Origin of the sequence: Polynucleobacter sp. VK25, assembly GCF_018687355.1 — a bacterium.
Classification (GTDB): domain Bacteria; phylum Pseudomonadota; class Gammaproteobacteria; order Burkholderiales; family Burkholderiaceae; genus Polynucleobacter.
In genome coordinates this window covers 1,699,713-1,724,890 of sequence record NZ_CP061288.1, presented here as the reverse complement: position 1 = coordinate 1,724,890, position 25,178 = coordinate 1,699,713, and the positions used below count along the sequence as shown (strand labels likewise).

The 25,178-nt window shown below is 46.5% G+C and carries 22 protein-coding genes; 8 read left to right on the top strand and 14 right to left on the bottom strand.

Going from position 1 to position 25,178, the window contains the following annotated elements; all coding sequences use genetic code 11:
- The first annotated feature begins 179 nt into the window (after positions 1-179).
- Together AOC21_RS08650 and AOC21_RS08645 are read left to right on the top strand one after the other, a co-directional pair.
- Positions 180-1,964: a tetratricopeptide repeat protein gene (locus AOC21_RS08650; protein WP_215391589.1), complete on the top strand. Its 1,785-nt coding sequence runs from the start codon at positions 180-182 to the stop codon at positions 1,962-1,964.
- Positions 1,948-2,631 carry a glycosyltransferase gene (locus tag AOC21_RS08645; protein ID WP_215391588.1) on the top strand — a complete coding sequence of 228 codons (684 nt, stop codon included), beginning with the start codon at positions 1,948-1,950 and terminating at the stop codon, positions 2,629-2,631. The genes AOC21_RS08650 and AOC21_RS08645 overlap by 17 nt, the downstream gene beginning before the upstream one ends.
- 163 nt (positions 2,632-2,794) lie before the next feature.
- Here AOC21_RS08645 and AOC21_RS08640 read toward each other — a convergent pair whose 3' ends face one another.
- From AOC21_RS08640 to AOC21_RS08630, 3 genes are read right to left on the bottom strand one after another with little or no spacing between them, the layout of a single operon-like run.
- Positions 2,795-4,162 (bottom strand): NAD(P)(+) transhydrogenase (Re/Si-specific) subunit beta, encoded by a 1,368-nt coding sequence (locus AOC21_RS08640; protein WP_215391587.1) that lies wholly within the window; start codon positions 4,160-4,162, stop codon positions 2,795-2,797.
- Between the two features lie 33 nt (positions 4,163-4,195).
- Complete coding sequence (locus AOC21_RS08635; protein ID WP_011903634.1) at positions 4,196-4,534, bottom strand: proton-translocating transhydrogenase family protein; 339 nt, start codon at positions 4,532-4,534, stop codon at positions 4,196-4,198.
- Positions 4,535-4,558: 24 nt separating this feature from the next.
- Entirely contained in the window at positions 4,559-5,689 is a 1,131-nt protein-coding gene (locus AOC21_RS08630) for a Re/Si-specific NAD(P)(+) transhydrogenase subunit alpha (RefSeq protein ID WP_215391586.1), read from the bottom strand.
- A 176-nt stretch (positions 5,690-5,865) separates the two neighbouring features.
- Here AOC21_RS08630 and mnmA point away from each other — a divergent pair, with 176 nt between their 5' ends.
- Positions 5,866-6,978 (top strand): tRNA 2-thiouridine(34) synthase MnmA, encoded by a 1,113-nt coding sequence (gene mnmA / locus AOC21_RS08625; protein WP_215391585.1) that lies wholly within the window; start codon positions 5,866-5,868, stop codon positions 6,976-6,978.
- Between the two features lie 84 nt (positions 6,979-7,062).
- Here the strand turns inward: mnmA and AOC21_RS08620 are convergent, their stop codons facing one another.
- Positions 7,063-7,677 (bottom strand): glutathione S-transferase, encoded by a 615-nt coding sequence (locus AOC21_RS08620; protein WP_215391584.1) that lies wholly within the window; start codon positions 7,675-7,677, stop codon positions 7,063-7,065.
- Positions 7,678-7,772: 95 nt separating this feature from the next.
- On the opposite strand from AOC21_RS08620, the gene purB reads away from it, so the two are divergent.
- Together purB and AOC21_RS08610 are read left to right on the top strand one after the other, a co-directional pair.
- Positions 7,773-9,152: an adenylosuccinate lyase gene (gene purB, locus AOC21_RS08615; RefSeq protein WP_215391583.1), complete on the top strand. Its 1,380-nt coding sequence runs from the start codon at positions 7,773-7,775 to the stop codon at positions 9,150-9,152.
- Entirely contained in the window at positions 9,149-10,504 is a 1,356-nt protein-coding gene (locus AOC21_RS08610) for a 3-deoxy-D-manno-octulosonic acid transferase (protein ID WP_215391582.1), read from the top strand. Before purB ends, AOC21_RS08610 begins: the two co-directional genes overlap by 4 nt.
- A 1-nt stretch (position 10,505) precedes the next feature.
- On the opposite strand, the gene secF is transcribed toward AOC21_RS08610, so the two are convergent.
- From secF to queA, 5 genes are all read right to left on the bottom strand, one after another.
- Entirely contained in the window at positions 10,506-11,480 is a 975-nt protein-coding gene (secF, locus tag AOC21_RS08605; RefSeq protein WP_215391581.1) for a protein translocase subunit SecF, read from the bottom strand.
- A 3-nt stretch (positions 11,481-11,483) separates the two neighbouring features.
- Entirely contained in the window at positions 11,484-13,343 is a 1,860-nt protein-coding gene (secD, locus tag AOC21_RS08600; RefSeq protein WP_215391580.1) for a protein translocase subunit SecD, read from the bottom strand.
- A gap of 38 nt (positions 13,344-13,381) precedes the next feature.
- Positions 13,382-13,708, bottom strand: coding sequence for a preprotein translocase subunit YajC (gene yajC / locus AOC21_RS08595; RefSeq protein ID WP_215391579.1), 327 nt, complete (start codon positions 13,706-13,708; stop codon positions 13,382-13,384).
- A 134-nt stretch (positions 13,709-13,842) separates the two neighbouring features.
- Positions 13,843-15,000 (bottom strand): tRNA guanosine(34) transglycosylase Tgt, encoded by a 1,158-nt coding sequence (tgt, locus tag AOC21_RS08590; RefSeq protein ID WP_215391578.1) that lies wholly within the window; start codon positions 14,998-15,000, stop codon positions 13,843-13,845.
- Entirely contained in the window at positions 14,997-16,043 is a 1,047-nt protein-coding gene (queA, locus tag AOC21_RS08585) for a tRNA preQ1(34) S-adenosylmethionine ribosyltransferase-isomerase QueA (protein WP_215391577.1), read from the bottom strand. The genes tgt and queA overlap by 4 nt, the downstream gene beginning before the upstream one ends.
- 30 nt (positions 16,044-16,073) lie before the next feature.
- Here queA and recG point away from each other — a divergent pair, with 30 nt between their 5' ends.
- The gene (recG, locus tag AOC21_RS08580; RefSeq protein ID WP_215391576.1) at positions 16,074-18,161 is read left to right on the top strand and encodes an ATP-dependent DNA helicase RecG; all 2,088 of its coding nucleotides are present in this window, start codon (positions 16,074-16,076) and stop codon (positions 18,159-18,161) included.
- Positions 18,162-18,171: 10 nt separating this feature from the next.
- On the top strand, positions 18,172-19,035 hold the full coding sequence (gene ubiA, locus AOC21_RS08575; RefSeq protein WP_215391575.1) for a 4-hydroxybenzoate octaprenyltransferase: 864 nt from the start codon (positions 18,172-18,174) through the stop codon (positions 19,033-19,035).
- Between the two features lie 12 nt (positions 19,036-19,047).
- On the opposite strand, the gene proC is transcribed toward ubiA, so the two are convergent.
- The 5 genes from proC to AOC21_RS08550 are packed head-to-tail and all read right to left on the bottom strand — an operon-like array spanning position 19,048 to position 24,575.
- Positions 19,048-19,917: a pyrroline-5-carboxylate reductase gene (gene proC, locus AOC21_RS08570; protein WP_215391574.1), complete on the bottom strand. Its 870-nt coding sequence runs from the start codon at positions 19,915-19,917 to the stop codon at positions 19,048-19,050.
- On the bottom strand, positions 19,914-20,639 hold the full coding sequence (locus tag AOC21_RS08565; RefSeq protein WP_215391573.1) for a YggS family pyridoxal phosphate-dependent enzyme: 726 nt from the start codon (positions 20,637-20,639) through the stop codon (positions 19,914-19,916). The genes proC and AOC21_RS08565 overlap by 4 nt, the downstream gene beginning before the upstream one ends.
- Positions 20,636-21,913, bottom strand: a complete 1,278-nt coding sequence (glcF, locus tag AOC21_RS08560; RefSeq protein WP_215391572.1) for a glycolate oxidase subunit GlcF — start codon at positions 21,911-21,913, stop codon at positions 20,636-20,638. Before glcF ends, AOC21_RS08565 begins: the two co-directional genes overlap by 4 nt.
- 8 nt (positions 21,914-21,921) lie before the next feature.
- The gene (gene glcE, locus AOC21_RS08555; RefSeq protein ID WP_215391571.1) at positions 21,922-23,067 is read right to left on the bottom strand and encodes a glycolate oxidase subunit GlcE; all 1,146 of its coding nucleotides are present in this window, start codon (positions 23,065-23,067) and stop codon (positions 21,922-21,924) included.
- Positions 23,068-23,069: 2 nt separating this feature from the next.
- Positions 23,070-24,575, bottom strand: coding sequence for an FAD-linked oxidase C-terminal domain-containing protein (locus AOC21_RS08550; protein ID WP_215392802.1), 1,506 nt, complete (start codon positions 24,573-24,575; stop codon positions 23,070-23,072).
- 27 nt (positions 24,576-24,602) lie between these two features.
- On the opposite strand from AOC21_RS08550, the gene AOC21_RS08545 reads away from it, so the two are divergent.
- On the top strand, positions 24,603-25,172 hold the full coding sequence (locus AOC21_RS08545; protein WP_215391570.1) for a cob(I)yrinic acid a,c-diamide adenosyltransferase: 570 nt from the start codon (positions 24,603-24,605) through the stop codon (positions 25,170-25,172).
- Positions 25,173-25,178 lie beyond the last annotated feature (6 nt).

Sequence of the window (25,178 nt, the reverse complement as noted above, 5' to 3'; positions counted from 1 at the left end):
GAATCGCCCTGACGCACTCTCAGGAATGTTTTTTATAAAGATTCCATTCAGATACCCCTTTTTAGATCTTTCTAAATAGATTTTGAATGCATCTTCATAGATAGATGCGGATTAGAATGGGGCAATATACAAACCATTATGGTGGTTTTTGCTGGATTTTGCGGACAAAAGTAAGGGCTATGAGCACATTTGAAGTAGCAAAAGAATATTTTTTAGAGGGCTGCAAATTTTTAGAGGCCGAAGAATTTTCGCAAGCAGAATATCAGTTCAAAAAATCACTTGAGCTTATGCCTGATAGGTCGTCAACATTGACAAATTTATCAGCTACACAGTTAAAGTTAAAAAAATATTTTGAAGCCAAAGATGCTGCAGAAAAAGCGATTTCAATTGATGCCGGTAATAGCGAGGCATATTTGAACTTGGGCCTTATAGAAAAAGAATTTAGACGGTTCACTAATTCCGCTAATTTTTTTGATAAAGCCCTTGCTTTAAGATCCGACTATGCTGAAGCTTGGTCGAACAAAGGCAATGTATTAAATGAGCTTAAGCGCTATGACGAGGCAATGGCTCACTTCGATAAAGCTCTTAGCCTGAAGCCTGAATATGCTGAAGCTTGGTCGAACAAAGGCAATGTATTAAATGAGCTTAAGCGCTATGACGAGGCTATTACTCACTTCGATAAAGCTCTTAGCCTGAAGCCTGACTATGCTGAGGCTTGGTCGAACAAAGGCAATGTATTAAATGAGCTTAAGCGCTATGACGAGGCCATGGCCCACTTCGATAAAGCTCTTAGCCTGAAGCCTGACTATGCTGAGGCTTGGTCGAACAAAGGCAATGTATTAAATGAGCTTAAGCGCTATGACGAGGCAATGGCTCACTTCGATAAAGCCCTTGCTATAAGACCTGACTATGCTGAGGCTTGGTCCAATAAGGGGATGACCTTGTCTGAGCTTAAGCGCTATGACGAGGCTATTACTCACTTCGATAAAGCCCTTGCTATAAGACCTGACTATGCTGAGGCTTGGTCTAATAAGGCCTTGCTTAATTTATTTCTCAAGAAGTATGGGGCTGGGTGGGAGGACTACGACTGGAGGTTAAAGACAAGAGACTTTCAATTGAAGTTGGCAATTGAGGGCTTGGCATTATGGAATGGATCCAACAGTAAGCGGCTACTCATTTTTTCTGAGCAAGGTGTTGGCGATATTATTTTTTATGCATCTTTGCTAAGAATTGCTAAAAATAAAGTAGAAAATATTACGCTTTATACCGATGCAAGATTATTGCCAATTTTATCTAGATCTTTTCCCGAATTTAAATTTGTCGATAATAGATTGCCATTAGATGCCAGCTTATATGATGCGCAGATTCCACTAGGTAGCCTCCCCATCATTCTAAAAATAAATCCTGATATGGATGGTCGAAGCGTCCCTTATCTTGCGGATGATCCTTTGTTAACAACGGATATCAAAAATAAATTTAGCCTTAAAAAACAATTTAAGTGCGGTGTGGCATGGAGAAGTAATAACGAAAAGATTGGAAAGAATAAAAGTATCTTGCTTTCAGACTTAAATGAGATTTTTCAAGCTGAGGGCTGTGAATTTATAAATTTGCAGTATGGCGATACTCAGGAAGAAATCCAGAATTTAGAAAAGAATTTTGGTACTAAATTGACAAGTATTGAAGGTATTGATTTATTTAAGAATATAGATGGATTGCTTTCCATTATTCAAGCATGCGACCTTATAGTTACTACCAGCAATGTAACCGCACATTTGGCTGGGGCCCTGGGTAAGACAACTTTTTTATTGGTACCATACTCAGCTGGGCGAATTTGGTATTGGCATGAAGAAGCAATTAGTAGCTGGTATCCAAGTGTCACTTTGCACTCTCAAGGCCAAAATTTCGAATGGAATGGCGCTATTAACAACATAGCTTCTAAACTAAAAAATGAAATCTATAAATAAAATCAACCTAGTGGTTGGCTTTGATCAGCGAGAAGCCGTTGCGTACCATGTTTTTTGTCAAACCATTATTGACCGCGCTACTATGCCCGTTCAATTTCTTCCGCTGGCAGAAAACACACTAGACAAATACAGAGAAGTGCATACGGATGGTAGTAACACGTTTGTTTATTCAAGATTTTTGACGCCTTATTTGATGAACTTTTCTGGCTGGGCAATCTTTGCAGATGGAGACATGGTGTGCCAGGCTGACATTGCTGAGTTGTGGGCGCTGCGAGATGAAAATAAGGCTGTTCAAGTAGTGCGACATGAATACAAAACTAAAGCTATTAAAAAATATCTAGGCAATAAAAATGTAGATTACCCAAGGAAAAATTGGTCTAGCTTAATTTTGTGGAATTGTGGGCATCCAGACAATAGTGTTCTCACCCCAGAATTTGTCCAAAGTCAGCCTGGATCCTACTTACATCGATTTTCTTGGCTTAACGATGATTTGATTGGTGGTCTGGATGCGGAATGGAACTGGCTTGCAATTGAATACCCAGACAATCCTAATGCAAAGCTAATTCATTACACATTGGGCACTCCATGCTTTAAGGATTACGCAAACGAGTCTATGTCTGATGTATGGAAGAAAAATTATTTGCGGGTTAACGAGGGCTTTGATTAATAAGGTAAGCCTTACAGGGTAATCCGAATATACGAATTCGGATTCCAAACGTAGCGGATTAACACGTCAGAAATGTGGCCATCTTCAATCCCGATGGGGGGATGGAAGATGGTTCCGACACTCTATTTCTGCCTCAAGACTTACTGCTTGAGGCTGCTAAACATCACTCAACAGCCTTAACCATCTCTTCGACAACTTTCTTCGCATCACCGAAGACCATCATGGTTTTATCCATGTAGAAGAGTTCGTTATCCAAGCCGGCATAACCAGCTGCCATAGAGCGCTTGTTCACAATAATAGTTTTGGCTTTGAATGCCTCCAAAATTGGCATGCCAAAGATTGGACTACCTGGAGTGCGTGCTGCTGGGTTAACAACGTCGTTCGCACCAAGCACCAATACTACGTCTGCCTGACCAAAGTCGCTGTTGATGTCTTCCATCTCAAATACTTGATCGTATGGAACTTCAGCTTCGGCCAAGAGTACGTTCATGTGACCAGGCATACGTCCAGCAACTGGGTGAATAGCGTATTTCACAGTAACGCCATGGTGAGTTAGCTTTTCAGTTAATTCTTTGAGGGCGTGTTGAGCGCGAGCCACTGCTAAGCCATAGCCAGGAACGATGATTACAGTGTCCGCATTTTCCATAAGGAAAGCTGCATCTTCAGGTGAGCCAGTCTTGTAGTTCTTGGGACCGCCATCATCAGCACCGCCTGCAGCAGCTTCAGCACCAAAGCCGCCAAGCAATACAGCTAGAATAGAGCGGTTCATCGCCTTACACATGATGTAAGAAAGAATTGCACCTGATGAGCCAACGCAAGCACCAGCAATAATTAATACTGGGTTGTTCAATGTGAAACCAATACCGGCAGCAGCCCAACCAGAGTAGCTATTCAGCATTGATACAACCACTGGCATATCAGCACCACCAATAGGGATGATCAAGGTCACGCCCAATACCAAGGCAATGGCACACATCGCCAAGAAGGCTGCGTGGCTATCACCCATGTAATATGCAACGCCAGCGCCCACCATCGAAACTGCTAAGACTAAGTTCAGCAAGTGTTGACCAGTAAAGCTCACTGGTTTGCCGCTGACCTTGCCGGACAATTTTCCGAAAGCAATAACAGATGCAGTGAAGGTGATGGCGCCAATGAAAGCACCAATAAAGAGTTCAATCTTCTGCGCGCCAGTATGGTCATGAGCTGGATTAAATACAGCAGCAATCGCAATTAATACGGCTGACAAACCTACAAAGGAGTGCATCAGAGCAACCAACTCAGGCATCTTAGTCATTTGTACACGCTTAGCAGCAAGCGTACCAATGATGGCGCCACCTACGATCGCAACGCCAATCAATGAGATGACTGGTTTGAAATCAGGAACAAAGAAGGTGGTGATGACTGCTAACAACATACCAATCATGCCAAAGGTGTTGCCTTGACGTGAAGTGGTTGGTGAGGATAAGCCGCGCAAAGCGAGGATGAACAACACCGATGAAATGAGATAGGAAATAGCGGTTATGTTTGACATAGTTTTGGTCTCTATATGGGTCTTGTTCTAGGTTTATTTGGTTCCAGCCGCATCAGCTTTAGGGGCTTTTTTCTTGAACATTTCAAGCATGCGACGGGTGACCATAAAGCCACCAAAAATATTGATCGAGGCGAGGAATACGGCAACCGCACCAATAATGCTAGTCAGGGTGATTTCATCGCCACCGATAACTTCAGTTTGGAGCAATGCGCCAACGATGATGATGCCGGAGATCGCATTAGTTACTGCCATTAAAGGCGTGTGCAATGCTGGGGTCACGTTCCAAACTACGTGATAGCCAACAAAAATGGCCAACACAAATACGGTAATGTTTTGAACGGTGAGGATGCTTTGAAAGGCAGCGAGATCCATAGTGTTTCCTTAGTATTTTTACTATTAGTTTTTGCGGATGGCTTGACCATCACGACACATTAAGCAAGCAGTAACGATGTCATCATCACTTGGGATAACCAGCTTGGCATCTTTATCCACGATGAGTTTCATGAAATCGAGCAGGTTGCGTGAATAGAGCGCGGAAGCATCTGCTGCGACCATGCTGGCTAAATTGGTATAGCCAACAATCTTTACGCCATTCACATCAACTACTTTATCTGCTTGCGTTAGCGGGCAGTTGCCTGAGCCGTTATCACCTTTGCCTGCAGCTAAGTCGATCACGATTGAGCCTGGTTTCATATTGGCAACAGTATCGCTATGCAAAAGCACAGGCGGCTTACGCCCTGGAATTAATGCAGTAGTAATGACGATGTCAGCTTGTTGTGCGCGCTCAGCAACTAAAGCTGCTTGACGCTTCATCCAGGCTTCAGGCATTGGGCGGGCATAACCACCAACACCTTTGGCAATCTCACGTTCTTCATCAGTTTCATAAGGAACGTCAACAAACTTGGCGCCTAATGATTCGATTTGTTCTTTAGCGGCAGGGCGCACATCAGAGGCTTCGATAACTGCACCAAGACGCTTTGCGGTAGCGATGGCTTGTAAGCCAGCAACACCAGCGCCTAAGATGAGTACGCGAGCTGCTTTCACAGTTCCTGCAGCAGTCATCAACATTGGCATAAAGCGTTGATATTCGTTCGCGGCAACCATCACTGCTTTATATCCAGCAATGTTTGCTTGAGAAGATAAAACGTCCATGCTTTGTGCGCGTGTTGTGCGTGGCGCAGCCTCTAAGGAGAATGCGGTAACGCCTTGCGCTGCCATTGCGGCAATCATGTCGTTATCAAATGGATCAAGCATGCCCAAAAGCACGGCGCCAGATTTAATTTGCTTGAGTTCAGCCCCTTCAGGTGCGCGCACCTTGAGAACAATCTCAGAGCCAAATGCATCTGCGGCACTACCGATAGTTGCGCCGACAGCTTCGTACGCAGAGTCAGGTTGACTGGCTTTTAATCCGGCATCTTTTTGAATAACGACGGTATGACCTTGGCCGATGAGCTTCTTAACGGTTTCTGGTGTGGCGGCAACTCGAGTTTCCCCGGGCCTTGTTTCCAGTGGTACTCCTATGCGCATGGCATGTCTCCAAAAGCAAAATTTATAAAAAATCTATTTTAGTTAAATAGGGCTAATTGCGCCCATTTACTTACCCTTTAGTCCTCTTGCTTGGTTTTTGCCCAAAATCCTGTGAAATTAGGCTAAGACTTCTACAATATGGTCTGCAAGCTTATATTGAATTTTCGCATTTTTTGATGATCCCGCTCAATTCTTCCTCAATCCCGCCCTCCCAGCCTAAGAAAGTCGTTATTGGCATGTCTGGAGGGGTAGATTCGTCGGTTGCTGCCTGGATGCTCAAGGAGCAAGGCTTTGAAGTTATTGGCCTTTTCATGAAAAATTGGGAGGATGACGACAACGATGAGTACTGCTCAGCTCGTCAGGATTGGCTTGATGTGGTTTCGGTAGCCGATATGATCGGAATTGACGTTGAAGCAGTCAATTTTGCCGCCGAATACCGTGAGCGTGTATTTGCTGATTTCTTGCGGGAATACGCTGCAGGGCGAACACCAAATCCTGATGTTTTATGTAACGCTGAGATTAAGTTCAAAGCTTTCTTAGATCACGCCATGAGTTTGGGTGCCGATGCTATTGCAACAGGTCACTATGCGCGCGTTCGTCATGAAGGTGGAAAAGTACAGTTATTAAAAGCAGTTGATGCAAGTAAAGATCAAAGTTACTTCTTGCACCGCTTAACGCAGCAACAATTGGCAAATGTAATGTTTCCACTCGGAGAAATTCCAAAGACCGAAGTGAGAAAAATTGCCGAGCAAATTGGTTTACACAATGCTAAAAAGAAAGACTCAACTGGAATTTGTTTTATTGGCGAACGTCCTTTTAGAGAATTCTTGAATCGTTATTTACCACGCGTACCAGGTCCGATTAAGACGCCAGAGGGTAAGACAGTGGGTGAGCACATGGGCTTAGCGTTCTTTACCTTGGGTCAACGCAAAGGTATAGGTTTAGGTGGCAGCCAAGATGGCAATGGTGATGCTTGGTATGTAGCGCGTAAGGATGTTCCGAACAACACGCTGTATGTGGCGCAAGGCCACGAACACCCGTGGCTATTGGCTAACAAGCTTGCTGCTATGGACGCAAGTTGGGTTGCTGGTGTGGCACCAACACCTGGAAACTATTCAGCGAAGACGCGCTATCGTCAGGCAGACTCTGCATGTACTCTAAGATCTGGCGAAGAGGCTCTGTGTTTTGACTTGAGCTTTCCAGATGCGCAGTGGGCTGTAACTCCGGGACAATCTGCTGTTCTCTATGACGGAGATATTTGTTTGGGTGGCGGAATTATTTCTGCGTAACTTTCATCAGCAAATAGCAGATGCAAAAATGCCAATCAGTTTGATTGGCATTTTTTATTTAGACAGTTGGTTAATTAATATTCATTAAGCTGCTGGCGGTTCGGTTTCAATAAAAGAAGGTCGCTGTAATAATTTTTGATACAGACGATCTAAATTTGGATATTGCGTTTGCCATTTCACCTCTGGAAAGCGAAACAGTAAATATCCAATGGCGCAACCGACAGCGATATCTGCCAAAGTCATTTGATTGCCATGACACCAAGCATTACCACCAAGTTGTTCGGACATTTGACGAAGGGCGGCATCGATTTTGCCCATTTGGCGGTCATACCAGGTTTGGCTTTGTTGTTCTGCTGGGCGCAAAGTCCGCTCTAAACGAGCCAGAATGCCAGCATCCATAATTCCATCTGCTAGCGCTTCCCAGGTTTTTACAGCAGCACGCTCGCGGTTATCGGCTGGAATGAGCTTGCTTACTGGGCTTAGGCCATCAGCATATTCGGCGATGACGCGAGAGTCATAAATGGCCTCTCCATCATCAGCAATTAGGCATGGGACCTTCCCAAGTGGGTTTATAGAGCCGATTTTGGTGTCTGCGGCCCAGACATTCTCCAATTCGAGGTCTACATCGACCTTTTTCTCGTTAAAAACAATGCGTACTTTACGTACATAGGGGCTGGTGAGGGATCCGATTAGTTTCATGGGCTCAAGTATAGCTATCCTATTTGGGCTTTGCTGTGCGCCGGAACGCATTAAAATCAGGTTTTATTGACATATTCAATGCAAAGGCAATATTCGTGAGTCAGCCGCTTTCAACCCTTAATGCCCTTTCACCTCTAGACGGCCGTTATGCCGGAAAGCTAGATGCTTTGCGTCCTTGGCTTTCCGAAGCTGCGTTCATGCGCCAACGTGTTTTTGTGGAAATTCATTGGCTCTTGGCTTTGGCTGCTGCTGGTCTTCCTGATGTGCCAACAATTAATGCTGCTGACGAAGCTTTTTTGCTTTCGTTGCCTGAAAACTTTTCCGATGCCGATGCTCAGCGCATTAAAGATATCGAAGCGGTAACCAACCATGACGTAAAAGCGGTTGAGTATTTCTTGAAAGAAAAAGTAGCGGGTCGCCCTGATTTATTAAAAGCAAGTGAGTTCATTCACTTTGCATGCACATCAGAAGACATTAACAATACTTCTCATGGCTTGATGTTACGTGGTGCTCGCGATGAAGTGCTGCTGCCACAACTTCGCAAGGTTCTTTCTGTTCTCACTGATTTAGCGCTTGAGCACGCCAAGGTACCCTTACTGTCTCGTACGCATGGACAGCCTGCATCGCCAAGTACCTTAGGTAAGGAGATTGCTAATATCGCCAAGCGTTTAGAGCGTGCAATTGACTCTATCGCTGCAGCCCCATTGCTGGGCAAGATGAACGGTGCAGTTGGTAATTACAACGCTCACATGTCTGCTTACCCTGATTTTGACTGGGAAAATTTCTCCAAGAACGTGGTTGAGAAACGTCTTGGTTTAACTTTCAATCCTTACACTATTCAAATTGAGCCGCATGATGGGATGGCGCAGCTCTTTGATGCTATTGCTCGTGCTAATACGATTCTTTTGGATATGGACCGCGACTTCTGGGCTTACATCTCTGTTGGATATTTCAAGCAGCGCACTAAAGCGGGCGAGATTGGCTCTTCTACTATGCCGCATAAAGTTAACCCAATTGACTTTGAAAACTCTGAAGGTAATTTGGGTGTGGCTAATGCATTGCTTCGCCATCTCGCTGAAAAATTACCGATCTCACGTTGGCAGCGTGACCTCACTGATTCCACCGTGTTGCGTAATCTAGGCCCTGCATTTGGTCACAGCGTACTGGCCTATGACAGCGCCTTGCGCGGCCTTAGCAAATTAGAGGTGAATCTTGCAGCGATTGCTGCTGACTTAGATGCATGCTGGGAAGTATTGGCTGAGCCAGTACAAACAGTGATGCGTCGCTATGGCATTGAGAATCCATACGAGCAGCTAAAAGAATTGACTCGCGGCAAGGGCATCAATCAAGCGGATCTGCAAACCTTTATTCGTGGCTTGAAGATTCCTGATGATGCAAAGGCACGCTTGTTGGAGATGACCCCATCTTCTTACTTGGGTAAGGCGGTTGAGTTGACCGAACGTCTCAAAAAGTGAGTTTGACTACCAATTCAGAGTACGGGGCACGTCCCCGAATCTGGTTTGCTGCTTACCAATTGCTGTGGCATCTATTGTTGCCATTGGCATTCATCCGCTTAGCTTGGCGTGCTCGACATGCTTTTTCGTATCTACACCACATTCCTGAGCGCTTGGGTTTTGGCTATAGCAAGCCTGTAACTCAGCAAGATATTTGGATTCATGCGGTCTCAGTAGGAGAAACTCGCGCAGCTCAGCCTTTGATTGAAGCCTATTTGGCTAAGGGCGAGGCTATTTTGCTAACCCATATGACTTTGAATGGTCGTCGCACTGGTAAACAGTTATTTGCCAAAGAGATTGCCTCTGGAAAAATTCGACAAGTTTATTTGCCATATGACATTTGTTGGGCTGTTGAGCATTTCTTAAAAACATTTAAACCGAAGTTAGGTCTCTTTATGGAGACCGAAGCATGGCCAACCGTAGTCTTTCGCTGCAAAGAGATTGGGCTACCCCTGTTTCTAGTGAATGCTCGTTTATCAGAGCGCAGCGCCCGTCGCGTTAATCGATTTGGTAAAGCCGGACGTGCTTTATTTCAGGCTTTTGCCGGCATCTTGGCGCAGACTGAATTTGATGCCGGACGTTACCGAAGCTTAGGCGTTCAGAATGTGCAGATTGTGGGTAATCTCAAATTTGATGTGCCGCTTGATGCTGTTCTTGTGGAGCAAGGAAAAGCTTGGCAGCAAGACTTACATGCAAGTAATCGCTTGATGGTGTGCGCCGCAAGTACCCGTGATGGCGAGGAGGTCATCATTCTGAAGGCTTGGAAAGATTTGCTGTTAAGTAATGCATTTTCCACCCCTCCTTTGCTGTGTTTGGTGCCTCGCCATCCAGAGCGATTCGCAGAGGTGGCAGATCAGATCAGTGTTGCTGGTTTCAGCTTTCGCCGGCGTAGTGAATGGTCTGGCGTTCCAAGTGAGTGCGCTGGTTTGGATATTATTTTGGGTGACTCTATGGGTGAGATGCCGATGTATTACAGCGCATCTAACTTGGTTCTGATGGGAGGTAGCCTGCTACCCTTTGGAGGCCAGAATCTGATCGAGGCTTGTGCTGCAGGGTGCCCTGTTTTATTAGGTGAACACACTTATAACTTTCAGCAAGCAACCTTGGATGCCCTAGATATTGGCGCAGCAAAACGAATTCAGGGTGAACTGCTGTTGACCGAACCGATTGCCTTGATGGAATCTTTAAAAGAGCTACTCTCACATACTGGGGAGCTTAGAAAAATGAGCGAGGCAGCAAAGACCTACTCAGTAAAACACCAAGGCGCAACTAAAAGAATATTAGCTGCCCTTGATCAGCAAACTACTCGCTAATTTAAACCGTTGCCCCGTAGTTAGGGTCGTCTTTGCGAGCTTCGTCATCAGGCTTTTTGTCACCCTTGACTAAATCTTCACGAGTAACACCAAGCCACATGGCTAATGCCGCAGCCACGAACACTGAAGAGTAAATACCAAACAAAATACCAATAGTCAGTGCTAAGGCGAAATAGAAGAGGGTTGGGCCGCCGAAAATGAGCATTGCTAAAACCATCATCTCAGTACTGCCGTGAGTAATTACGGTGCGGCTAATGGTGCTGGTGATTGCGTTATCAATGATTTCACGGGTATTCATCTTGCGATACTTGCGGAAGTTTTCGCGAATACGGTCAAAGATCACCACGGATTCATTGACGGAGTAGCCCAGAACTGCAAGGACTGCTGCCAATACAGAGAGTGAGAACTCCCATTGGAAAAATGCGAAGAAACCTAGAATGATCACGATGTCATGCAAGTTCGCGATGATGCCTGCAACTGCAAACTTCCACTCAAAGCGGAACGAGAGGTAAACCACGATGCCAATGATGACAAATAGCAATGCCATCAAACCATCCATGGCTAATTCACGTCCAACCTGTGGGCCGACAAATTCAACGCGCTGGAGCTTAGCACCAGTTGCGGCCGGATCAAGCACCTGCATCACTGCAGAACTTTGATCGGCCGAGGAAATCAGCTTGCCTTCAGCATCCTTTTGTAAAGGCAGACGAATCATTACATCGCGTGAGCTGCCAAAGTTCTGGATTTGGGTATCTGCGTAACCAAGCTTCTCAACCTTAGTGCGGATGGAGTCCAATGGCGCAGTCTGTGGATAGCTAACTTCCATCACCGTGCCACCAGTAAATTCGATGGAGAGGTGTAGGCCGTTATGCCAGAGGAAGAAGACTGCTGCTAAGAAGGTAATTAAGGAAATCGCATTAAGCACCAATGCATGGCGCATAAAGGGGATATCTTTTTTGATCCGGAAAAATTCCATGGCTTATTTCTCCTGTGGGCGCCAAACTTGGCCGATAGCGAGTTTTTGAATCTTCTTATGTCTGCCGTACCAGAGGTTAACAAGGCCACGTGAGAAGAAGACAGCCGAGAACATTGAAGTCAGAATGCCTAAGCAGTGAACTACTGCGAAGCCTTTAATCGGACCAGAACCAAACGCTAATAGTGCGAGACCAGCAATCAAAGTAGTCACGTTTGAATCCAAAATCGTCGCCCAAGCTTTATCGAAACCGACGGCAATGGCCGTTTGCGGTGCTGCGCCATTGCGTAACTCTTCACGAATACGTTCGTTAATCAATACGTTGGAGTCAATCGCCATACCGAGAGCTAAGGCCATCGCTGCGATACCTGGCAAGGTGAGCGTAGCCTGCAACATGGAGAGTACTGAGATCAGCAATAGCAAGTTGACTGCCAAGGCGACAACAGAGAAAGTGCCAAATAGTAAGTAGTACGCCACCATAAAAATAGAGATAGCAGTAAAACCAATCAGCAAGGACTTGAAACCCTTTTCAATATTTTCTGCGCCTAAGCTTGGTCCGATAGTGCGCTCTTCGATGATTTCCATTGGCGCTGCTAACGAGCCTGCGCGCAAGAGAAGCGCCAAGTCATTAGCGCTCTCAGTGGTGGGTTGACCTGTGATTTGGAACTTAGAGCCAAATTCACTTTGAATAGTGGCAATAGTGAGTACTTCGCCCTTGCCTTTTTCAAACAAGATCATACCCATTGGCTTGCCAATGTTTTCACGAGTTACTTCTTGCATGACGCGGCCGCCAGCAGCATCCAGCGAGATGTTTACGGCAGGACGTTGGTTTTGGTCAAAGCCAGCGCTGGCATCAGTAATGCGGTCACCACTGAAAATCACGGACTTTTTAAATACGCCTAATCGGTTTTCACCAAAGCGGAAGGTATCCATGCCTGGAGGAGGTATTTCACCCAAAGGAATTGCCGAGATAAGCGGGTCAGCTAAGCGAGCTTCGAGTGTGGCTGTGCGGCCAATAATGTCTTTCGCACGGGCCGTATCTTGAACGCCTGGTAATTGCACGACGATTCGCTCGGCACCTTGTTGCTGAATCACTGGCTCTTTAACAGCCAATTCGTTCACACGTTTATTTAAGGTGATGATGTTTTGTTTAACTGCGTTGTCTTGAATTTCTTTTAATGCGGTTGGCTTAAATTCACCAACCACTTTTGGCGAAAGACCAGTAGGCTTCACTTGCCAAATCAGCTCTGGTTGAGCAGTCATCAATACTGTACGGGCTGCTTCAGCGTCAGCTGTACTGCCAAAATTAATGGAGATGAAATCAGGGCCACGCTCAATACCTTGATGACGAATGCTCTTATCGCGCAATTGACTACGAATATCGGTTGCTAAAGAAGTAACCTTCTTCTGAACAGCACCCTTCATATCCACCTGCAATAGGAAGTACACGCCACCACGCAGGTCGAGACCTAAAGGCATTGGCAATGCATTCATTGCATTTAGCCATCCCGGGGTATTGGAAAGTAAATTTAATGCAACGGTGTAGTTAGGATCATTTTGATCAACGTTCAATTTTTGCTGCAAAAGATCGCGAGCGCGTAATTGAATGTCCGTATTATCAAAACGAACTTTGATGGAGCCTACATTGCCGGCAACTTCAAAGAAAATGCCGGTGTTATTAATGTTGGCCTCAGTCAGAATTTTTTCGACACGAGACTGCGTTGCCAAATCAACCTTAATGGTTGGTTTGGCAGACGAGACTTGAACCGCTGGAGCCTCACCATAGAAATTGGGTAATGAATATAGTCCGCCGATTAGTAATGCAACGGCGATGACTAGATATTTCCAGAGAGGGTAGCGATTCATATTGAGATACTTTTAGTAAGACGTATTAAGCAAATGCGTTAAGCAGACTTCAGTGTGCCTTTTGGCAATACCGTTGTGATAGCGCCTTTTTGCAGCTGTACTTCAGTGCCTGCAGAAATTTCAACGGTAACCACTTGATCTTTGAGCGCTGTTACTTTGCCCATGATGCCGCCAACCGTAACCACTTCATCGCCAACGCCTAATGACTCAAGCATTGCTTTAGTTTCTTTTTGACGCTTCATTTGTGGGCGAATCATGATGAAATACAACACTGCAAACATCAGAACCAAAGGAAGGAAGCTCATCAAGCCACCAGAATCTGCGCCCGCTGCAGGAGCTTGGGCAAAAGCGTTACTAATCCACATACAAAACCTCCGTTAATTACCAATTAAAAACTGCCTTGTTTTTCGGCCTGTAAACCTGAGGCCGTAACCCGCAATTCTAAACTGTGTGGGGCTTTGAAGGTGATTTGCAGGGGGTTTTGCCTCCTGTAGGGCTATTAGTCCTGTCCAGGCTCAACACCACGTTGGCGATTGCTATGAAATTCCTCGCGATAAGCGCTAAAGCGGTCCTTGCTGAGGGATTCGCGAACCTCGGACATGAGCTGGAGGTAATAGGACAGGTTGTGGATGGTATTGAGTTGGGATCCTAGGATCTCATTCGCCTTTTGGAGGTGATTTAAGTAGGATCTGGTGAAGTTTTGGCAGGTATAGCAGGCACACGTAGGGTCAACAGGGCGATCATCGTCCTTGTACCCAGAATTGCGTAGCTTGAGGTCACCAAAGCGGGTAAAGAGCCAGCCATTACGGGCATTTCGGGTAGGCATGACGCAATCAAACATGTCGATGCCTAAACTGACGCCCAAAATGAGATCTTCTGGAGTGCCTACCCCCATCAAATAGTGGGGCATGTGTTCTGGCAGTTTTGGGGCTGTGAAATTCAGGATCCGCTCAAACTCAGGTTTTGGTTCGCCAACAGACAACCCGCCAATAGCAATGCCATCAAAACCCTGTTGACTAACGGCATCTAAAGAAAATTCTCGGAGATTCTCAAACATGCCACCTTGAACAATGCCAAAGAGACCGTTACCAGTCTCCAGTTCGCGAAAACGCTTGAGTGAGCGATCACCCCAGCGAAGTGACATCTCTAGAGAAGCGCGCGCTGTTTTTTCAGAAGTTGGTTGTCCCTTAATTTCATAGGGAGTACATTCATCAAACTGCATGGCGATATCGCTATTGAGCACCGCCTGAATTTCCATCGATACTTCTGGTGACATAAATAGTTTGTCACCGTTAATGGGTGATGCAAAGGTCACCCCCTCTTCAGAGATCTTGCGAAGAGCGCCTAGGCTAAATACTTGAAAGCCACCCGAGTCAGTAAGAATGGGCTTATCCCACCCCATAAAGCGATGCAAGCCACCATGCTTCTTAACGACATCCAATCCAGGCCTTAACCAGAGATGAAAAGTATTTCCTAAAATAATTTGCGCCTTGGCTTCATTGAGATCGCGTGGTGTCATGGCTTTCACGGTGCCATAAGTTCCCACCGGCATGAAGATCGGCGTTTGCACGCTGCCGTGCGGGAGATCAAGTTGACCAAGGCGGGCAGGGCTTTGTGAGTCACGCGCCAGGATGTTGAAGTGAACGGGTTTGGTCATAGCTTTGTATTCTCAAGTCGGCAAAGAAACATCGCATCTCCATAACTGAAGAAACGATACTTCTGATGAATGGCATGTTGATAAGCGGCGCGAATGTTTTCCATTCCCGCAAATGCGCTCACCAGCATCAATAAGGTAGATTTTGGCAGATGAAAGTTTGTTAACAAACAGTCTACCGTTTTAAATTGATAGCCTGGGGTGATAAAGAGATTCGTTTCGCCACTGCTTTGCCCGCTAGCTGCTTGACTCTCTAGGGCGCGTAGGCTGGTGGTGCCTACTGCAATCACTCTGCCACCATTTTTCTTGGTGGCTTCTATTGCTTGCAAGGTTTCATTGGGAATAGAAAACCACTCGTAATGCATCTTGTGTTTTGAAAGATCTTCTTCGCGTACTGGGGTGAATGTTCCGGCACCGACATGTAGGGTAACTGTTGCTTGAGTGACACCTAACCCTTTTAGCTTTTGCAAAATAGCTTCATCAAAATGCAGGCCAGCCGTAGGGGCTGCTACTGCACCTGGATTTTTGGCGACGACTGTTTGGTAGCGTTGTGCATCCTCTCCATCGGGTTGATGTTCGATGTAAGGGGGTAGCGGGAGTTCACCAAAGCGCTCAAGTAATGAAAAGACATTTTCAGGAAAGCGCACCTCGTAAAAACGTCCGTCATATCCAATCATTTCTACAGGAAAGGTTTCGCCAGCCTGATTGTGAATATGAACAGTGGTTCCAGTTTTTGGTACCTTAGAGGCTCTAATTTGTACCCAAGCCTGTTTTTCGCCACTAATGCGCTCAATCAGTAGCTCAACATTCCCACCGGTTTCCTTTTTGCCATGCAAACGCGCAGGAATAACCTTGGTGTCATTAAAGACCAATAAGTCCCCTGGCTGAACAATGCTCAGAATGTCCTTAAACTGTCGATCTACCAATTGGACGTGATTTGGCCCATCAGCCTTGACCTCTAAGAGGCGGCTATCGGTTCTATTCGCCAAAGGATGCTGGGCGATTAGTTCGGCAGGAAGTTCGTAATTGAAGTCGGAAAGTTGCATAGCATTACCATCAGGTATTAGATTTTAACGATGACTACTAAACAAGCGCCAAGCACACTCCAAAAGATGGGTTTAGACAGCCCTATGGCCCTTGCTTTGCACTTACCATCCCGCTATGAGGATGAGACTGAGTTGTTAACCATCGAGGAGGCCATTGCTCAGGGTCGATTTAACTCAGCCCAGACCCAGGGTGTAGTCATCCGTAATCAGGTCTTATTTCGGCCGAGAAGACAAATGGTCGTCACCATTGAGGATGAGACTGAAACCTTAAACCTCCGCTTTCTGAATTTCTATCCAAGCCAGCAAAAGCAGATGGCGGTCGGGGTCAATATTCGAGTACGCGGTGAAGTGCGAGAAGGTTTTCAGGGTCCAGAAATGGTGCACCCGACTGTGCGAGCTTTAGCGCCAGATGCTCCACTGCCAGCTAGTCTGACTCCAGTCTATCCAGCCAGCGTTGGCGTATCACAAACCATTATTCGTAAAGCAGTGACAAAAGCTTTGCATGACCCCAGTCTGCAAGATAGCTTGGCGGAGTTCTTGCCTAAAAAATTGATAGCGGAGTTATTGCCGAGTAATGACTGGCCAAATTTACAAGCAGCCATTACTTATCTGCATCAACCGCCTGCTGACGCTAATACCCAATCACTACTAGAGCGCACTCATCCTGCGTGGCGCAGAGTGCAATTTGAGGAGTTGTTAGCGCAACAAATTTCTTTAAAGAGAGCGCATGCAATTCGTCGTGAGCGACATGCGCCAAGCTTTGCAAGAATGAGTGATGGGAGTAGGGATAAAAATAAAACGTCCAGTTTTGAAGATGGCTTGCTGAAAGTCCTACCCTTTAAATTAACAAGTGCACAAGAGCGTGTTTGGTCAGAAATTAGTAATGACCTCTCTAAATCTTTTCCGATGAACCGCCTTCTGCAGGGGGATGTGGGTAGTGGCAAGACTGTAGTGGCTGCCTTGGCTGCCGCCCGAGTAATGGATCACGGTTATCAAGCGGCCATCATGGCGCCTACCGAGATCTTGGCCGAGCAGCACTATCTCAAAATGAAAGAGTGGTTCGAGCCTTTAGGAGTAAAAATCGCCTGGCTATCTGGTAGCTTAAAAGTCAAAGAAAAAAGACTGGCACAAGAGGTGATTGAGAATGGCCAAGCCCAACTTATTATTGGTACGCATGCTTTGATTCAGGAGAGCGTCAGTTTTGCTAGGTTAGGTCTCGCAGTCATTGATGAGCAACATCGCTTTGGCGTTAGGCAGCGACTTGAGATTCAGCAACGTGTTGGCTCGGAATTGTTTTACTGTCATCAGTTGATGATGTCAGCTACGCCTATTCCTCGAACATTGGCGATGACTTATTACGCTGACTTGGATGTTTCTGTCATTGATGAGTTACCCCCAGGGCGTAAACCGATTGCCACTAAAGTAGTGAAAGCCAGTCGCCGTGATGAGGTGATTGGTGGTTTGCAAAGTTGGCTATCAAAAGGGTTGCAGGCTTACTGGGTTTGTCCCTTGATTGAAGAGTCTGAGGCACTTCAGCTGCAAACCGCAGTCGAGAGTTTTGAGCAGCTCACACAAGCGCTGCCCGACTTTAAGGTCGGATTGGTGCATGGCAGACTCAAGGCAGAAGAAAAAGCGGCTGTCATGGCTGCCTTTAAAGCAAACGAGATCCAGCTCCTAGTTGCCACCACGGTGATTGAGGTTGGTGTCGATGTACCCAATGCAGCGCTGATGGTGATCGAGCACGCTGAGCGCTTTGGATATGCCCAGATTCATCAACTGCGAGGGCGGGTAGGCAGAGGCTCTGCAGATTCGGTGTGTATTTTGATGTATGCCGAACCTCTCTCAATGGCTGCTAAGGAACGTTTGCAAACCTTACGTGAGACTTCAGATGGGTTTGTGATTGCTGAACGCGATTTATCTCTACGTGGTCCTGGCGAATTACTTGGCGCCAAGCAATCTGGTGATGCTATGTTGCGCTTTGTTGATCTACAGCGAGACGCTTGGTTGATTGAGCTTGCTCAACAGGCGGCTGATCGATTGCTCGTCGAGCATGCAGATCTGGTAGAGCGCCATTTGGAACGTTGGCTTGGATCTCGTGCGGAGTTTCTAAAAGCTTGATAATCACATCATGAGTTTAAAAGAGCGCTTTATTGCTTACGGGTATTTAATTAGGTTAGATAAACCTATTGGCACGCTGTTGCTTTTGTGGCCGACACTTTGGGCGCTGTGGTTGGCAAGTAGTGGGGTGCCTGATTTATCTATTTTGCTGATATTTGTCGCAGGTACGTTTTTGATGCGCAGCGCTGGATGTGCAATCAATGACTATGCTGATCGTGACTTTGATCGTCATGTCAAAAGAACGCAAGGTCGTCCAGTAACGAGTGGAAAGATTTCGGGTAAGGAGGCAGTGGCAGTTGCTGGTGTACTGGCTTTCATGGCTTTTTTACTGATCCAGCCCTTGAACGCATTTACAAAGCAACTGTCAGTACTTGCTCTGCTAGTAGCGTTTATCTACCCATTCACCAAACGCTTTTTTGCAATGCCCCAAGCAGTCCTGGGCATTGCTTTTGGCTTTGGCATCCCCATGGCATACGCGGCGATTCTGGATTTTGTTCCCCTAGAGGCTTGGTGCTTATTTATTGGCAATATCTTTTGGGCAATAGCCTATGACACTGCTTATGCCATGGTCGACCGCGATGATGATCGTCGCCTAGGTCTGAGAACTTCGGCGATTACTTTCGGTCAATACGATGTCGTTGCTATTGCAATAAGCTATGGGATGCTTTTTCTGAGTCAGTTATGGGTGGCGCAGTTAGCTAACTTAAGTAATTATTTTTTGTTGGGCTGGTTCGCAGCATTAGCTTGCGCAATCTACCACCTCAAGTTGGTGTCTACTCGTAATAGAGATAGTTGCTTTAAGGCTTTTCGCCACAACAACTGGCTAGGCGGGTTTTTATTTCTTGGGATTGTATTGGGGCTAGCAGTTCACTAGACAACCGACCGCTTAACTCTTGCCGAGTTCATCACCCATAGCTTTACCACGTTGGCTTGCTGCATCAATTGCTTTTTCTAGGATCTCATGCCAACCCTGCTGCTTCATGACATCTAATGCAGCTGCAGTTGTGCCGCCCTTCGAGGTCACTCTTTCACGTAAGACACCAGCATGCTCATCGGAATTGTGGGCTAGCTGTGTAGCACCTTCAAGTGTTGCATAGGCCAGTTTGCGTGCTGTCGCTGTATCAAGCCCCAGTTTCTCGCCAGCAGACTGCATTGCCTCAAGAAATGCAAAGACATAAGCAGGGCCGCTACCTGAAACGGCAGTGACTGCATCCATGAGTTTTTCTTCTTGAACCCAAACTGCTTGACCCACAGCATGACAAATCGTTTCAGCTAATGCGCGGTCTGATTGATTCACAGCAGTATCTGCAAAGAGACCAGTAATACCTTTGCCAATTAAGGCTGGTGTATTTGGCATGGCACGTACACAGCGTGTGTGATCCAACCAGCGGCTCATGTCTTTTAAGCGAATGCCAGCAGCGATGCTCAGAATGAGTGGGCCAGGTGCAGTGGCGTGTTTGAGCTTGGCTGCCAAGCCTTTGGCAACAACATTAAAGTCTTGCGGCTTAATTGCCATGACAACAACATTATTTTTAGAGAAGTCAAAAGCGATTTGCTCTAGTGCGGCAATACCTTGCACGCCAAAATCTTCATGTAACTTTAGGGCGGTTGCAGCGTTCGCCTCTACAACTGAAATTTGACTGGGTTCAAATCCGTTAGCAAGTAGGCCGCTGATCAGGGCGCGCCCCATATTGCCGCCGCCAATGAAAGTGATGTGGGCGTTGCTATTGTTTTGTGCGGTTTTATTTATGCTCATTTGCTAATCTTATCGCGCTTCCCAAAAATGGCGGTGCCAACACGAACAATAGTGCTACCTTCGGCAATTGCAGCCTCTAAATCATCTGACATCCCCATCGATAGAGTGTCAAAAAATTGGTATCCCAGTTCAGTGGCGTGCGCTACCTGAATTTTCTTAAAACAATCTTGTACGGCTGCAAAAGCCTGGCGTTGTTTGATGGGATCTGGATTGGGCGCAGGAATAGCCATCAATCCACGTAGAACCAGGTTTGGTAGAGAGGTGATGGTGTTGCAAAGCTCTTCGACTTCAGCGAAGGAAACCCCGCTTTTACTGTCTTCTTCACTCACATTGATTTGTGCGCAAACCATTAAAGGCGGTAAATCAGGAAATTCACCCCTTTGAGCTGATAGGCGTTCTGCAATTTTGAGGCGATCTACACTATGAACCCAGTCGAAGTGTTGCGCTACTTCTCTAGTTTTATTGCTTTGGAGTGGGCCGATAAAGTGCCATGTCAACCAAGGCTTTAACTTGGCTAACTTCTCAATTTTTTCTACTGCCTCTTGGACATAGTTTTCACCAAAGGCGGATTGACCTGAATGCATGGCTTCTTCAACCGCTGCAGCCGGGAAGGTTTTGCTAACCGCTAGAAGTTCAATTTCTTCAGGCTCACGTTTTGCTGCTAAAGCAGCAAGTTCAATTCGCTGTCTGACTTGCATCAGATTTACAACAATGGAATTCATGAGGCCTTAGAAGATTTGCTAACTAATTGATCTACGATTTCGATCCAATGCACCACTGGCGTGTCATCTTGCTGAAGGTGGGCTATGCAGCCAATATTTCCAGAAACAATAACCTCGGCGCCTGATTCCTCGCATGCTGCATTTAAGTGCGTTAACTTGTTTTTACGAAGTTGTTCAGAGAGTTCTGGTTGAGTCACCGAATAAGTGCCGGCAGATCCACAGCAAAGGTGGCTATCGGCGCATAAACGAACGCCAATACCGATGCTGGAAAGTAGTCCCTCAACCTTGCCGCGGACTTGTTGACCATGCTGAAGAGTGCAGGGTGGGTGATACACCACTCCTGGCTTAGGATCGGCTCCAACTAGTTGCACGAGTTCATTTTGTAATGACGGCAAAATCTCAGAAATATCCTTGGTCAAGTCTGAAATCTTCTTTGCTTTAGCGGCATAAGTAGGGTCATTCGCAAATAGATGGCCATAGTCTTTGACCATCACACCACAGCCTGATGCAGTCATCACAATAGCTTCGACACCACTTTCTACTAGGGGCCACCAAGCATCAATATTTTGCTTGGCATTATCTAAGCCACCGGCTTGATCATTCAGGTGATAACGCAAGGCTCCACAACAAGTGGCATTAGGCGCACTGATCAGCTGGATCTTGAGTGCGTTGAGTACGCGTGCTGTTGCTGAGTTGATATTTGGAAGCATGCCAGGTTGTACGCAACCTTCTAGCAAAACCATTTTGCGCTGATGCGCTGCAGTCGGCCTTGCGTGGGCATCGGTGGATTTGGCTAATGCTTTATTAATAGTCAGTGGAATCTTGCGTTTAATCCCACTAGGCATCAATGGACGCACTAGGCGACCTAAGGTCATTGCAGTATTAAATAAAGCCGGCTTAGTCAGACCTTCTTTCAGAGCCCATCGAGTTAAGCGCTGACCGATTGGACGCTCAGGTGTATTTTCTTCTGCCCACTTACGACCAATATCTATGAGGTTTCCGTATTGCACACCACTTGGGCAAGTGCTCTCGCAATTGCGACATGTTAAGCAGCGGTCTAAATGTAAGCGAGTCTTTTCGGTGGGCGATTGACCTTCAGCGATTTGCTTAATCAGATAGATGCGTCCACGTGGACCATCTAACTCATCACCCAGTATTTGGTAGGTGGGGCAAGTGGCTGTACAAAAACCGCAGTGAACACATTTGCCTAGAATGCGGGCTGCCTCGATACCTTCCGGTGTGTTGGCAAATTGAGGGGCGAGTTGAGTTTGCATAGAAATACTTATGGAAGACGTTTAGTGGCAAATACGCCAGCAGGATCAAAGGCCGATCTCAAGCGTTCTTGCACTGCTTCAAGGGCTTTAGAGTGGGCTTGCTCTGAGAGTAGGGTGAAGCGTTGATATGAAGAATCTACATTTGCACCTTGTCTAAAACGAGTTGCATGTCCACCATGAGAATTTGCCAGTGCTTTGATAGCTTTGAAAGTGGCTTCATCACCAGGTGCTTTAATCCAGCGTTGTTGACCATGCCACTCCAAAATGATTTCATCGTTAGCACCGTGTATGGCAATGGAGCCACAGGCAGCAGGTAGCGCTAAACGATATAGAGTTTGATCTGCGCCAAGATTTGCAAATGCAGAAACTTTTTGTTCGCGCAAATCATTCCAGAAATGTTCTGCAGTTTCTTCATTAATCTCCGCGGCATTTACTAGTGAGCTCATGAGGGGAATCGCAGCTTTAACCGCAGCTCCGGCTCCCGCGAGGCGGAAAGTTAACTCCCCGTCTCCGCCTTTAGCAGAACCAATCCAGCAGCTTGCGGAAAGTGGCAGTGGTTGACCAGCCCACTCATTAAGAACTTTAAGTGCTTTCTCTTGGGAAAGCTGGCAACGCAAGGTGGCTGTCGCTGCAGGTTTAGGCAGCACCTTGACTGAGGCTTCCAATAAAAGCGCAAGGGTTCCCAAAGAGCCAGGCAGTAAACGAGAAACGTCATATCCAGCTACGTTCTTCATTACCTTGCCGCCAAAGGAAAGGTCCTGACCTTTGCCGTCAAGGATACGCGCACCCAATACGAAGTCGCGGAAATTACCAACGGTGATGCGGCCTGGACCAGCAAGACCAGCAGCAATTGCACCACCAAAGGTTGCGTTCTCGCCAAAGTGTGGCGGCTCAAATGCAAGCACCTGATTTTTTGCTTTGAGAGCTGCTTCAATTTCTTTTAGCGGAGTGCCGGCACAAGCAGTGATCACCAATTCTTCTGGTTGGTATTCCAAGATCCCTGAGTAAGAGCGCGCATCAAGCTTTGTATAGCAATTGGAATTGCCATACCAAGATTTTGTGCCACCCCCTTCAATGGAGAGCGGGGTTTTATTCTTGGCTGCATTCAGAATTTGTTCGCGAAATGCATCAATGTGTAAATTGGAGTGACTCATTATTAAAAGCGCTCCAACTCAGGGTGAGGTAATTGGCCGCCGCTAATGCGCATGCGACCATATTCTGCACAACGACTCAAAGTTGGAATTGCTTTGTCTGGGTTAAGTAGTTTTTCTGGATCAAAAGCACTCTTCACGCCCCAGAAGGATTCGCGCTCACCTTCACCAAATTGCACGCACATCGAATTAATTTTTTCGATGCCAACGCCATGTTCACCGGTGATGGTTCCGCCAAGCTCTACACAAGCTTCTAAAATTTCAGTACCGAAGTCTTCAGCGCGATGCCACTCCTCTTGATCAGCGCCGTTAAATAGGATGAGTGGATGCATATTGCCATCACCCGCATGGAATACATTCAAGCAGCCAAGACCATACTTTGCTTCCATACCCTGAATACGTTTAAGCAAAGTGGCAATATGGCGACGCGGTATCGTGCCATCCATGCAGTAGTAGTCAGGTGCTAAGCGACCTGCAGCCGGGAATGCGTTCTTACGCCCACTCCAAAACTTCAAGCGCTCACTCTCATCTTTAGAAATCTGAATACCGCTTGCGCCGGCTTCTTCGAGCACCTTCGTCATGCGCTCGATTTCTTCAGCAACTTCTTCTGGCGTGCCATCAGATTCGCAGAGCAAAATCGCTTCAGCATCTAAGTCATAACCAGCATGTACAAACTCTTCTACAGCGCGCGTGGTGGCTTTATCCATCATCTCTAAGCCAGCAGGAATAATGCCAGCAGCAATAATGGCAGCAACAGCGTTACCACCTTTTTCGATGTCGTCAAAACTCGCCATAATCACGCGAGCTAATTTTGGTTTAGCAACCAATTTAACGGTGACTTCAGTAACTACCGCGAGCATGCCTTCACTACCCATCATGATTGCTAGTAAGTCCAGGCCAGGTGCATCTGGTGCTAAGCCACCAAATTCAACAATCTCACCGTTCATGAGTATTCCACGAACACGCAAAACGTTGTGCAAGGTTAGGCCGTATTTAAGGCAGTGCACACCACCGGAGTTTTCATTGACGTTGCCACCGATAGAGCAGGCAATTTGAGAGGATGGATCTGGCGCGTAATACAAACCCAGATGAGCAACAGCTTCAGAGATTGCGAGATTGCGCACGCCAGGCTGAACTACTGCGGTGCGAGTGAATGGATCAATGCTGATAATTTTCTTAAGCTTGGCTAGTGACAATACCAATCCCTGAGAAAGAGGCATCGCACCACCAGAAAGTCCTGTGCCCGATCCACGGGGCACAACCGGAATTTGCATCGCATAGCAAATCTTCAAAATTTGAGCCACTTGCTCTTCAGTTTCCGGTAAAGCCACCGCCAAAGGCATCCGTCGATAAGCAGCCAAACCATCGCATTCATATGGAATAGTGTCTTCTGGCTCCCATAAGAGGGCATATTCCGGCAGGATTGGGCGTAAGGCCGAAACCAATTTGGACTGAAGGGCGCTAATAGCGGCTAATTCGGGGGGTGGGGTCACCATATTCATAGGAATCATTTTAGCCATTTACCTATAATTAAGCTTATGGGAAATCGACTATCAAAAATCGCCACTAGAACCGGGGATGCAGGAATGACGGGCTTAGGTGACGGAAGTCGCGTAGAGAAGGATCACCTGCGTATCTGCGCTATGGGTGATATCGATGAGTTGAACTCGGAAATTGGGGTTTTGATGACCGAGGAGATCCCGGAAGGCATTTCTACTGAATTGGATGAGCTTTTTCTGCAGGTGCAGCACGATTTATTTGATTTAGGCGGTGAGCTTTGCATCCCAAATTACAAACTCCTCAATCCTGAGCATGTAGCTCAGTTAGATGTTTGGCTCGAGAAATACAACCAACAATTACCGCCTTTAACGGAGTTTATTTTGCCAGGTGGCACTCGTGCTGCTGCACAAGCACACGTTTGTCGTACTGTTTGCCGCAGAGCAGAGCGCTCCATTGTTCGCTTGGGTTGGGAAGAGCCTTTATATGATTCTCCTCGTCAATACGTCAATCGTTTGTCTGACTTACTCTTTGTACTTGCCCGTATTCTGAATCGTGCAGCCGGTGGTTCTGACGTACTTTGGAAGCACGAAAAAAAAGAGGCTAAATAAATTAGC